Source organism: Sphingobacterium spiritivorum, from assembly GCF_016725325.1.
GTDB lineage: Bacteria > Bacteroidota > Bacteroidia > Sphingobacteriales > Sphingobacteriaceae > Sphingobacterium.
The window spans coordinates 817,055-829,809 of the sequence record NZ_CP068083.1; the positions used below are offsets into that span (position 1 = coordinate 817,055).

A 12,755-nucleotide genomic window follows, 5' to 3' on the forward strand; every position below is an offset into this window, starting at 1 on the left:
ACCTTTTGAATGTATATATTTTTTATTTTCTCTCATACTCTTCAACTAGTAATCTTTTTACTTTATGATCATTGCTGAATTTTATATTTTGAGAGCCGCAAAATCCGCATGCCCAAACTTGGTATTTAAAGGGGCGCCTGAGCTGATATTTAATTTTAGTAGCCGGAATAGTTAGTTTTTTACACTTTTCACAATACACCTTGTTTTGTTCTTCCTGTGGAATTTTTAAGCTTTCCATTTTTACAAAAAACTCAAACTCCTTTAAAATAAATTCTTTTGAGTTTTCAATAGTCAGCCCGGCATTAAACAAAGTGGAATTATCATACTTCAAATAATCCAGATCTTCATCTATTTCGTAGAAGGCTCTATACTTAATATCGTATTCAGTTGCCATCTCTATTTTTACCATTTGATCAAATGCATATTCTATACTGATTTTCCCGGTAATTGCTCTCTTTGCGATTGTCATCGCATATTTTTCTATTAATTCATCATCCGGTTTTACAACATCAAGTTTCAAATCTGCGATACTTTTCAAAAAATACTTTTCTCTTTCTTCTGTGTTCTCAAAATCTAACCCAGCCAAAATAAATAGATTTTCACTCTCGTATCCCAATTCCAAAACACATACAGCCCAATTAACCAGCCCCTTACTGTCAAATGGTGCCAATGCTCTTTCTGCTAATAATTCAAGAGTCAGTTCGTCGAGTGTCATCGGATAAAATTATGTCTAACTACTAAATATACAAAAGTTTTCAATGCAAAAATATCAGAGACTACTGACATAGTGTTGTCAATAGTCTCTGATATTTTTGTGCTGTAATAACAAAACAATGAAAAATCTCTACAGCATCCTTATTTTAACGTTTATGGTACTATCAGGAACTGCACAATCTCAAATTCAAACAAATATTTCTAAAACTATGGACGATCAAACAATTCCACAATTTCATGTAATCGGCATTTCAACAAGAACGGCAAATGCAAACGGAAAGGCTGCAAAAGATATCGAAGCTTTATGGGGCAGATTTTGGAACGAAGAGATTCAAAAACAAATTCCGAACAGAGTAAGTGAAGAAATCTATGCTGTTTACACAGATTATGAATCAGACTTTACCGGCCTTTACACCACAATCATTGGATTACCGGTTAGCTCTTTGGAATCCATTCCGGAAGGTTTTGTGGGACTGACCATTGAAACTGCATCTTACAGGAAGTTTGTATCAAAAGGTAAAATGCCTGAATCGGTCTTTAATACCTGGCTGGAAATCTGGGGTGATAAAGAACTTAATTCAAAACGGGCTTATAAAGCTGACTTTACCATACATGGCAAAAAATACTATGATGGCGATAATGCCGAAGTGGAGACGTTTATTTCCGTTAAGGAATGAGGAATTGATGGACTTTTATTCAGATATTAAGATAAACTAAACAGATGTCAGTTAATCATTAGACTCGACAACCTGTCTTCTCTGTTTTATTTATAGCTTTATTACCCTGTATTCGATTTATTTTTTTATATTTTTGCTTTCAACATTTTCAAGACCTTATGACTACATATAACGAAGACAGCATACGATCCCTGGACTGGAAGGAACACATCCGTCTACGTCCCGGAATGTATATCGGTAAATTGGGAGATGGATCAGCGTATGATGATGGTATCTATGTACTACTCAAAGAGGTAGTGGATAACTCTATCGATGAATTTGTAATGGGAGCAGGTAAGATCATTGACATATCGGTCAATGAAAACAAGGTATCTGTTAGAGACTATGGTCGTGGTATTCCTATCGGATCAGTAGTGGACGTAGTATCAAAGATCAATACCGGAGGTAAATATGACAGTAAAGCCTTTCAGAAATCTGTAGGATTAAACGGAGTTGGTACTAAGGCAGTAAATGCGCTATCCACACAATTCACAGTACAATCTTACCGTCAGGGTGAAACACGGATAGCTCAATTCAGCAAAGGCGAGTTGGTCACTGATGAAAAGAAAGAGACCACTCAACGAAATGGTACTGCAGTTTCCTTCTATCCGGATGACAGTATCTTCAGAAACTACAAATACCGTATGGAATTTGTAGAAAATATGATCTGGAATTATGTCTTTCTGAATTCAGGACTGGTTATCAATTTTAACGGTCAGAAATTCATCTCTGAAAATGGACTTAAAGATCTCTTAGAGCGCAATATAGATACAGAATCTATGCGCTACCCTATTATACATCTGAAGGGTGAAGATATAGAAATAGCGCTGACACACGGCCAGCAATATGGAGAGGAGTATTACTCTTTTGTCAATGGTCAGCATACGACACAGGGAGGTACTCATCAGGCCGCATTCAGAGAAGCTTTGGTAAAAACGATCCGTGAATTTTACAAAAAAGATTTCGATGCTGCCGATGTTCGTTCCTCTATCATCGGAGCGATTGCTATAAAAGTTCAGGAGCCTGTTTTCGAATCGCAGACAAAGACAAAATTAGGATCTCAAAGCATTGGTCCCGATGGTCCGACTGTACGTACATTTATCAATGACTTCCTGAAAAAAGCGTTGGATGATTACTTACACCGCAATTCGGATACAGCAGATGCTTTATTAAAAAGGATCCTGCAATCCGAACGGGAGCGTAAAGATATTGCCGGAATCAAGAAACTGGCAAATGAACGTGCAAAGAAAGCCTCGTTACACAATCGCAAACTCAGAGATTGCAAGGTGCACTTTTCGGACAAAAATGAACGCAATCAGGAGACTACCCTTTTTATTACAGAGGGAGATTCAGCCAGCGGATCCATTACCAAATCACGTGATGTACAGACCCAGGCTGTATTCAGTCTGAAAGGTAAACCTTTAAATTCGTATGGCATGTCTAAAAAGATTGTCTATGAAAATGAAGAATTTAACCTCTTACAGCACGCTCTAAATATTGAAGATGGTCTGGACGGCCTTCGCTACAATAATATTGTTATTGCTACAGATGCCGATGTCGACGGTATGCACATCCGCCTTCTCTTGCTGACCTTCTTTCTGCAATTCTTCCCTGATCTTGTCAAAGCCGGACATGTAGCCATTCTACAGACTCCGCTGTTCCGTGTACGGAATAAAAAGGAAACGATATATTGCTATTCGGATGAAGAACGCCAACGGGCTATTGCAAAATTAGGGGCGAAACCTGAAATAACACGTTTCAAAGGTTTGGGAGAAATCTCTCCATCCGAATTCGGTTTGTTTATAGGTAAGGATATCCGTCTGGATCCGGTCATCCTAACCAAAGACAATAAAATTCAGCAATTGCTGGAATATTATATGGGAAAAAATACGCCGGACAGACAGAAACATATTGTCAACAATCTTCGTGTAGAAGTTGATCTGGAAGCTGAGTTGACAAAAGAAGCAGTATAGTAAAGTCCTAATCGAACCTAACCTTAATGACTAAACCCATATTGATTCTAATCCAATGTCAGGACGACGTTGGATTAGTTGCAAAAATAGCTAATGCACTGGCAAAGTACCGGTTGAATATCGTCACGATGCGCGAATTTGTGGATGAAGAAGCCGGTAAGTTTTTCGTTCGTGTTGTCTGTACAGGAATACTCGAAAATACAGAAGAATTATTTACTGCTTTAAAACAAAGTCTTCCGGATAATGCCAGCATAAAAATCAATCCGTCAGAGCGAAAAAAATTAATCATACTGGTCACCAAAGAGCATCACTGTCTGGCCGATATTCTGATTCGCCATCATTTCGAAACCTGGGACACGGATATTCAGGCTGTAATAGGTAATTATAGTGATCTGGAAGAATTCACCCGAAAATTTGATATCCCCTATCACCATGTTTCACATGAAAATTTAAGTAAAGAGGAGTTTGAGCGCCAATTGACTGTACAAATTGATCAATACGAGTTTGATTATATTATCCTGGCCAAATTTATGCGAATTCTGTCCCCGACATTTGTACAGCAGTATCAAGGTAAAATCATCAATATTCACCATTCCTTTCTTCCCGCTTTCATAGGAGCTAATCCCTATCGGCAGGCACATACCAGAGGCGTGAAGATCATAGGTGCAACGGCACATTATGTAACAGATGACCTGGATGAAGGACCTATTATCGTACAGGATACCAGAAGAGTCAACCATACCTATACTGTACAGGATATGATGACTGCAGGTAAAGAAATCGAAAAAGCTGTACTGGCCAGAACAATCCGGCTGCTACTGGAAGATCGAGTGATGCTGGATCGCAATAAAACAGTTGTTTTTGAATAGGGACAGGAGAAATATGACCAACATCACTATTTACTAAGCAACCCAGTTACTTTTTACCTGCATAATTATCCCTTATTTCGTATCGAAATAAGAACTGAATAATGACGCACTCCTTTCACATTCCTGTACTGGGATTGGCCTTTTCTATTGATTCTCCGCTCAAGGTTGCCAGATACGGTATTTCATCTGTAATTTCTATTGTGGATGATGAACTCATAGAACGTATCCGGGCATATTACAGCAAACTGAATAATATAGACTTTCTTCCTATTACTAAAAAAGATCAGGATTTTAGAGCAAAACGTATTACAGCATACCTTAATCTGGTAAAACAACTTGTCAGGGAACAGACGGCTGGCATGCGGGCCCAGCTAATGGAAGCCAATTCTGAAGTTGCCCGTTACTTTAATCTTCTCCCGGATAATAATCCTATAAAGGCTCAGTACGATCAGATGCTGAAAGAAACAGATGATAAGACCAGAAACCAACTGTCTCTACAATTGCATTCCTGTATTCAGCCTGGAGATATCGACGTCAATATCATGTCTAAAGTAGATAAGATCAATTATGCTCCTAATGGTGAAGCTTTAGATGAAAAATATGCAGATGCTCTGGCAGCGTTACGTGGTTTTGCCAATTCAGATCTCCATTCTTCTGTTGTATTATCAGCAGGTATGAACCCCCGTCTGTATAGCTATTTGTCTGAACTGGAAGTCTTCCAGCCAAAGGAGGGACAGGATTTTGAGAAAAAGATTACGCTCAAAGTAAGTGACTTTCGATCGGCAATGATACAAGCCAGATTTTTAGCAAAAAAAGGATTGTGGGTATCAGAGTTCAGAGTAGAATCCGGATTAAATTGCGGAGGACATGCTTTTGCAACAGATGGCTATCTACTTGGTCCCATACTGGCTGAATTTAAAGACAAAAAGCAACAATTAAAAGAAGAGTTATTTGAGACGTATCGCAAATACTGGGAGGCAAAGAATATCATTTGCAAACAACCGCCACATATCAGGTATACAGTACAGGGAGGGGTGGGTACAGCTGCAGAACATCAGTTTTTATTGAGTCATTATGAATTTGATGCTGTTGGATGGGGATCACCCTTTTTATTGGTTCCTGATGCCACTACAGTAGATGATGACACACTGGAGGCTCTGGTCAGATCCAAAGCAGATGATTTTTACATCAGCGGATCTTCACCTCTCGGTGTCCCGTTCAACAATTTCCGGCAAAGTTCTGCCGAAAAACTTCGGATACAGCGGATTGAAAAAGGTCGTCCCGGTAGTCCATGTAAGAAAAGGTATCTCGTTTCCAATACGGCATACACTACACAACCGATCTGTACAGCTTCCCGTGAATATCAGCACATGAAATTAAAGGAGCTTGATCAGCAGGAATTGACAACTGAAGCATACGAACGCGCATTCCAGGATATTACAGCAAAAACATGTCTGTGTGAAGGTCTTGCAACTCCTGCATATTTAAAGTATGATATCCTTAAGCCTAAAGAGTCAGCCGCTGTCGCTATTTGCCCCGGACCGAATACTTTTTGGTTCAAAGGTATATTTTCATTAGATCAGATGGTCAATCATATTTATGGTCGTGACAATCTGATTCAATCCGCTGAACGTCCCATTCTCTTTATCAATGAGCTTAGACTCTACATGGATCATATCCGGAAATACATAGATGTGAATAAGCTGGATATGGAGGACAAAAAGTTAAAATATCTGGATAAATTCAAGACTCAGTTAAAGGAGGGCATCAACTACTACAGGGCTTTAATAAAAGATTTAACGGCGTTCAAGGTTTCGGAATTGGCTGCATTTGCGGGTCAGCTGGATGAGATCGAACAGGAGCTTGAGAATCTGTCCTTTAGTTAAATACAATCTGAGTTTCAAAAAGTATGTATTTGTATGCAGCGATTTATGACACCATCGCTGCATACAATGATAAACACTTAGTCTTTAGCTATTTTTCTGAATTTACCAAATACACCTAACGGTAATTTAGGGCCTGCTGTAGCTTGCAGGTAGAGTTCTCCGATTTCCAGATTCTCTACTTTCGGAAAAGCAGTTCTGATCAGATTTTCCACAATAACAGAAGAAAAACCTAAAGAATAGGTATTCAAAATCAGGAAATGTTCTTTTGGATCAAGTAGCTGTACCACATCCTTCATCATTTCCATGATATGGTCTTCCAGTTTCCACTTCTCCCCTTTCGGACCGTGTCCGTAAGCCGGCGGATCCAGAATAATACCATTATATGTATTTCCGCGTTTAAGTTCCCGCTTTACAAATTTAAGAGCATCCTCTACCACCCAGCGGATATTATCGAGACCTGAAATTTCCTGATTTTCATTAGCCCAGGTCACCACCTGCTTGATAGAATCTACGTGCGTAGTATCTGCACCCGCAGCTTTTGCAATCAATGATGCACCACCAGTATATGCAAACAGATTCAACACTTTAGGTTTATCAGTCTTAAAAGAGCGTACAGATTCGGAGATATAATCCCAGTTAACAGCTTGTTCCGGAAAAATACCAACATGTTTGAAAGAGGTAAGCCCCAGTCTGAATTTAATTGCAGCATCTTTATTCTTATATTCGATATGCCAGCGATCCTGCGCTTTCGGATTTTTTTTCACCCAATCTCCGGAAGTTGCAGAACGACCTTTAAAACGAATATCATATCTTTTTGTCCACTCGGCATCAGAAAGTGTCTTAGGCCATACGGCCTGAGGTTCCGGACGGATCAGTACCAGATGACCAAAACGCTCCAGTTTTTCAAAATCACCACAATCGATGAGTTCATAATCCTTCCAATGCTGAGGAGTCAGTAATTGTATTTCAGTATTTTTCAAAATCAAAAATTTGCAGCAAAGATACGGTTAATCATTCAAAACTATAACACGAAGATCATTAACCATCATGCTTCATCGTTTTGCGGGCTGCCTGCATCAGCGGACTTGCAAATACAAAATCATTCAACTCCTTGACGTCTGACTGAAGAATATCCTGATTGGTACCTTCCCAGAATTTTTCACCTTTATACAAATACAGAATATATTCGCCTATACCCATTACCGAATTCATATCATGCGTCACGACAACAGTTGTACACTGGTATTCCTGGGTCAGATCCTGAATCAATTCATCGATCAGAATAGACGTTTCAGGATCAAGGCCGGAGTTGGGTTCATCGCAGAAAAGGTATTTAGGTCCCATACTGATTGCTCTGGCAATCCCAACCCGCTTTTTCATACCCCCAGACAGTTCTGCCGGAAACAATTTATTAGTTCCCTTCAGATTGACTCTTTCCAGACAAAAATTGGCACGGTCTATTTTTTCACTTTTTGACATCTCCGTAAACATATCCAATGAAAACATCAGATTCTGTTCTACTGTCATGGAGTCAAAAAGCGCTGAATTCTGAAAAAGCATACCTATTTCTTTACGGATAGGCACGCGCTCTTCAAAACTCATCTTGGTAAATTCCTGTTTATCAAAAAACACACGCCCCTGTTCCGGATTATGCAGTCCAACTATACATTTGAGTAATGTACTTTTTCCGGAACCGGAACCACCAATGATCAAACTTACTTTTCCCGGTTCGAAAATAGCATCTATTCCTTTTAATACTTCTTTCTCACCAAATGCTTTATGAATATTCTGAATTTCAATCATCTTCCTTACAACATTAAAGCTGTGATCAAATAATCACTAGCCAGTATAGTAATACAGCCAATCACTACGGCCTGCGTACCTGCCTCGCCTACTTCCAGAGCACCTCCGCTCACATAGAAACCTTTATAAGCAGGCACTGAGGTAATAATAAATCCAAAGACTACAGCCTTAACCATCGCAACGGATACTGTAAATCCATTAAAACTACCCTGAATACCCTGTATATAATCGGCCGTGCTAACTGCACCGGATAATGCACCTCCTAAAAGTCCGCCCAATATCGCACAGAAAATCGCAACAATAACTAAAGCAGGAATCATCGTAATACCAGCCAGTATCTTAGGCAGAATCAGATAACCCGGAGCATTGATCCCCATAATTTCCAATGCATCGATCTGCTCTGTGACACGCATGGAGCCAATCTGTGAAGAAATAGATGAACCTACTTTACCCATCAAGACCAACGCTGAGATTGTGGGTCCTAATTCCAGAATATTGGAATCACGGTTGATTTGTCCGATAATCGAATTCGGAATCAGATCGGACACCAGCTGGAAGGCAATCTGCATGGTCATTACAGCCCCTATAAAGGTTGATATGATCACAATCAGACCTAACGAACCAAGTCCGATATCAGTCATTGCAAACATGGTTTCCTTCCAATAGATCTTTCCCTTCTCGGGTTTTTTAAAAACTGATTTTAAAAGTAAAATGTATTTTCCGATATGATAAATTAACATATATTTCCTTTAGTACATTATTTGCTATAAAACGCCTCCTGTTGAAGGATTCGTATACCCTGTTGCCCTGCTATATCAAAATATAAACGAATATAGGCATAATCCCACAAAAACCTGTTACACTGAAAGGGCATTCCTGTTACAGACCTGAATATTAATTTTTCACCGACAGATTTAAGACATTTACCGAATAAATGCAGGAAATAACCTAATTACATTGTTTTTTTTATCATCTTCACTTTAATTTTGATTCAGTTAAACAATTAGAATCGACAACATAACATATAAACATAATGAACAATAAAAGAATTACCTCAGGACTTATCTTTCTTTTTGTGGGGATTATATTGCTTCTTGATGTCCTGGACATCATTGAGTTCAACTGGCTTGAAATCATTCGTTACTGGCCATTATTGATTATCTTAGGTGGTATTAATATGCTTATGCCTAATGGCCAATCCGGACAGATCGCCAAATTAGGGTTTACCTGTCTGCTATTAGGATTTCTGGTATTTATCGGTTTTACGACTCCAAATGAAAGCCTGATTTCCAGATTTTTCAAAGGATCTAATATTCATATCAGTACAGATGAGTTAGAAGATTCAATTCCTTCCTCATCAAGTAAGAGCCTCGCCATCCAACTTCCTAAAAACCTCTCCGTAGCTAAGGCAAACTTTGATATAGGCACTACTAATCTGAAATTATCTAGTCAGCCGAGCAGCTTATTATTTGAAGCAGGAAATTCTTCGGACTCTTATTTTCTTAAACTCACATCAGACTCAGCGGAAGATGGCACAGCAACGGTTGATTTAACAGGAAAAAAGAGAAAAAAAGGACGCAGTAAAAATAATACAACATTATTCAAATTGAATAAAGATGTGGTCTGGGATCTCAACTTTGATATCGGAGCTTCAGACGTACAGATGGACCTCTCTCCTTTTAAAATCAGAAACATCAATTTTGACACAGGAGCGAGCTCTGTAAATATGAAACTAGGAAGACCTGTAGAAACCTCCACGATCAATATAGATGCAGGAGCATCTTCTGTCGAAATCCGAATCCCTAAAGATGTACCTTGTCAGGTTACTTCAGACAGTGGGCTATCTTCTATTGAACTGGGTAGCGGTTTTGTGAGAAAAGGTGACGGTATCAGTGAAACAGCTAATTATCCACAGGCAACTTCAAAATACAACATTGTAATTGATGCAGGTGTTACCTCTTTCAAGATTATTCAATACTAAATCTTACGAAATTATTACTTCAGAATCCATAACTTTGTGGTAAATATGGATACAAGTAATTTATTGAGCTTACCCGGAGGATATTGTAATTCTAAAACAGATTACAGCCGCTGGGTAACCAGGGAAGTGAATATCGGAGATATACCTATGGGAGGAAACAATCCTATACGTATCCAAAGTATGACCACTATAGATACCATGGACACGATGGGCTCTGTAGAGCAGACTATCCGCATGGTAGACGCCGGTTGTGAATATGTCCGTATTACTGCTCCAAGTATAAAAGAAGCCGAAAATCTTGCAAATATTAAAAAAGAACTCCGTAACAGAGGCTATAATGTCCCTCTCGTTGCGGATATCCATTTTACACCCAATGCAGCAGAAGTAGCGGCAAGAATCGTAGAAAAAGTACGGATCAACCCCGGTAATTATGCGGATAAGAAGAAATTCGATCAGCTTTCTTATTCTGCAGATGAATATCAGGCTGAGCTAGACCGTATCTATAAAAAGTTTGCTCCTTTAGTCAATATCTGTAAAGAATATGGTACAGCTATGCGTATAGGCACGAATCATGGTTCGCTGTCTGACCGTATCATGAGCCACTATGGAGATACTCCCGAGGGAATGGTGGAATCTGCACTGGAATTTATCCGTATCTGCGAAGATCTTAATTTTTACAACCTGACCATTTCGATGAAATCCAGTAATCCGCAGGTAATGGTACAGGCATATCGTATGCTGGTTGAGAAGATGGTCATCGAGAATATGAACTATCCACTCCATCTGGGTGTCACGGAAGCCGGAGACGGAGAAGACGGACGTATCAAATCGGCTGTTGGTATCGGTACATTATTAGAGGATGGCCTGGGCGATACGGTACGTGTATCATTAACCGAAGAACCCGAAAAAGAAGCTCCGGTAGCTATAGCTCTCGTAAACCGTTACAGCAAACGGTCTAAAATGTTGCAGCAAGCAACTACACAAAGTCGGGAAATAATACAGCTTAATCCTTCTTCCGAAACAGTAGCTTACGAATCCAGAGAAATCAACACTTTTATCGGTGGTTCTCTCGTTCCACGTGTCATTGTTGATATTTCCACGTCTAACCTGAAAGACCCGAATATACTGACGGCTACGGGATATCGCTATGATATCCTCAATGACAAGTATCATATGGGAGAACAATCGGTAGATTTTGTATTTCTGGGAGATCAGCTACCTTCTTTTACCATGCCTGGCAATCTGAAGCAGCTTTATAATTACAATACCTGGTTAACGATTGCTAATCCCACTAACATACATCCTGTTTTTGATCTGGAACAATTTAATGCAGCATCCCGCAAAGATCCTGTACTCAATCTGATCTATATAAAAAATAATGACCTGGATTCCGAAATTTTTGGTAATTCAGCCATCGATAATACTGTTGTATTTATCCTGGAAACGGATCATATTCACGGGATGGCAGATCAGCGTCAGTTTTTCTCCAATCTTCAGGAAATAGGACTCGATAACCCTGTTATTATAAAAAGATCCTATCCGGTAGAAGAATTTTCAGGCCCCATTGGGGATATTATGAATCCGGAAGAACCTATTTCCAAGATTCAGCTCTATGCGGCGACAGATCTTGGTGCCTTACTTATTGACAAACTAGGTTCCGGAATATGGGTGGATTCGCCCGCAACACCTCTTGACAAGCTGGTTTCCTTATCCTTTGGAATCCTGCAGGCTACCCGATCACGTATATCCAAAACAGAATATATCTCTTGTCCAAGCTGTGGACGGACTTTATTTGATTTACAGGATACCACCCAGATGATCCGTGCACGAACGAATCATCTTAAAGGGTTGAAGATCGCCATCATGGGTTGTATCGTCAACGGTCCCGGTGAGATGGCAGATGCTGACTACGGCTATGTTGGTGCTGGCCCGGACAAAATTACGCTCTATCGTGGTAAGGAAGTGGTCAAGAAAAATGTAAGCTCAGCAAATGCTCTTGATGAACTTATCGATATTATCAAAGGCGACGGTCTTTGGATCGAAGAACAAGAAACTACAGTATAAAAAAGCGGGACTTCATTTTGAAGTCCCGCTTTTTTATTATATATCTTGATATCTTATTTCTAAAATCAGATCGTTATCTGACTGATATACGTTTAATGACTGTTTCCGTTCCTGCTACAACTCTTACAAAGTAAAAGCCAGAGGATAATTTGCCATTGGTTTCAAATGCAAGATTCTGATTGCCGGCCTCAAGTGTATTGTTCATCAGTCCCAATACTTCATTCCCCAATGCATCCATTACCTTTATGGAAACCGTATTCTGTTTGCCCAATTTGAATGATACAGTTACCTGTTCAGCAATAGGATTGTAGAATACTTTTACATTATTGATCAGTTTGTCAGACTCTGCTGCAGAAAAAATTTTCGCTGCTGACATACCAAAGTCGTATGAAGATTCGTTATTGAAATATTTAGCAGCCTTTGAGGCGTTGGATGCCATATACATATGGCCCATTTTTTTTGATGAACTATCACTCGCCAATACCATATTGGAACCCCAAGCAAAGCTCAGACTTGCCATAAGCACAAGTGCGTTCGTAAGGGTTTTAATAATGTGTATCTTAGTAAAAAATTTCATCATATGTCTGAGACAGTTGTATTGTTAATTGGTTTAATCAAATATAAACCTTTTTCTCAATTATCTTCATACAAAAATAGATTTTTTTTTATCTGATCGTTAATTAATCAGACGATTTTTAATGGCTTTAACAATTTTTAACAACTCTTGACGTTGTCACAAAAAAAACCAA

The 12,755-nt window shown here is 39.2% G+C and carries 11 protein-coding genes; 6 read left to right on the forward strand and 5 right to left on the reverse strand.

Annotated features, from left to right (window positions below):
- Positions 1–22 precede the first annotated feature (22 nt).
- Complete coding sequence (locus I6J02_RS03300; protein WP_201680436.1) at positions 23–715, reverse strand: hypothetical protein; 693 nt, start codon at positions 713–715, stop codon at positions 23–25.
- 208 nt (positions 716–923) lie between these two features.
- Here I6J02_RS03300 and I6J02_RS03305 point away from each other — a divergent pair, with 208 nt between their 5' ends.
- The 4 genes from I6J02_RS03305 (at position 924) to I6J02_RS03320 (ending at position 6,158) form a co-directional block, all read left to right on the forward strand.
- On the forward strand, positions 924–1,391 hold the full coding sequence (locus tag I6J02_RS03305; RefSeq protein WP_236582273.1) for a GyrI-like domain-containing protein: 468 nt from the start codon (positions 924–926) through the stop codon (positions 1,389–1,391).
- A gap of 158 nt (positions 1,392–1,549) precedes the next feature.
- Entirely contained in the window at positions 1,550–3,403 is a 1,854-nt protein-coding gene (locus I6J02_RS03310; protein ID WP_201680440.1) for a DNA topoisomerase IV subunit B, read from the forward strand.
- 26 nt (positions 3,404–3,429) lie between these two features.
- Positions 3,430–4,272 (forward strand): formyltetrahydrofolate deformylase, encoded by an 843-nt coding sequence (gene purU / locus I6J02_RS03315; protein ID WP_201680442.1) that lies wholly within the window; start codon positions 3,430–3,432, stop codon positions 4,270–4,272.
- Positions 4,273–4,373: 101 nt separating this feature from the next.
- A complete protein-coding gene (locus I6J02_RS03320; protein WP_201680444.1) occupies positions 4,374–6,158 on the forward strand; it encodes a hypothetical protein in 1,785 nt (594 codons plus the stop codon).
- Between the two features lie 77 nt (positions 6,159–6,235).
- Here the strand turns inward: I6J02_RS03320 and I6J02_RS03325 are convergent, their stop codons facing one another.
- The 3 genes from I6J02_RS03325 to I6J02_RS03335 are packed head-to-tail and all read right to left on the reverse strand — an operon-like array spanning position 6,236 to position 8,701.
- The gene (locus tag I6J02_RS03325; RefSeq protein WP_201680446.1) at positions 6,236–7,144 is read right to left on the reverse strand and encodes a class I SAM-dependent methyltransferase; all 909 of its coding nucleotides are present in this window, start codon (positions 7,142–7,144) and stop codon (positions 6,236–6,238) included.
- Positions 7,145–7,196: 52 nt separating this feature from the next.
- Positions 7,197–7,961 carry an ABC transporter ATP-binding protein gene (locus I6J02_RS03330; RefSeq protein WP_115170483.1) on the reverse strand — a complete coding sequence of 255 codons (765 nt, stop codon included), beginning with the start codon at positions 7,959–7,961 and terminating at the stop codon, positions 7,197–7,199.
- Positions 7,962–7,966: 5 nt separating this feature from the next.
- Entirely contained in the window at positions 7,967–8,701 is a 735-nt protein-coding gene (locus I6J02_RS03335; RefSeq protein ID WP_002992825.1) for an MlaE family ABC transporter permease, read from the reverse strand.
- A 293-nt stretch (positions 8,702–8,994) separates the two neighbouring features.
- On the opposite strand from I6J02_RS03335, the gene I6J02_RS03340 reads away from it, so the two are divergent.
- Together I6J02_RS03340 and ispG are read left to right on the forward strand one after the other, a co-directional pair.
- Positions 8,995–9,942, forward strand: coding sequence for a LiaI-LiaF-like domain-containing protein (locus I6J02_RS03340; protein ID WP_201680449.1), 948 nt, complete (start codon positions 8,995–8,997; stop codon positions 9,940–9,942).
- Positions 9,943–9,987: 45 nt separating this feature from the next.
- Complete coding sequence (gene ispG, locus I6J02_RS03345) at positions 9,988–12,006, forward strand: (E)-4-hydroxy-3-methylbut-2-enyl-diphosphate synthase (protein WP_201680451.1); 2,019 nt, start codon at positions 9,988–9,990, stop codon at positions 12,004–12,006.
- A 73-nt stretch (positions 12,007–12,079) separates the two neighbouring features.
- On the opposite strand, the gene I6J02_RS03350 is transcribed toward ispG, so the two are convergent.
- Entirely contained in the window at positions 12,080–12,586 is a 507-nt protein-coding gene (locus I6J02_RS03350) for a T9SS type A sorting domain-containing protein (protein WP_201680453.1), read from the reverse strand.
- Between the last annotated feature and the right edge of the window lie 169 nt (positions 12,587–12,755).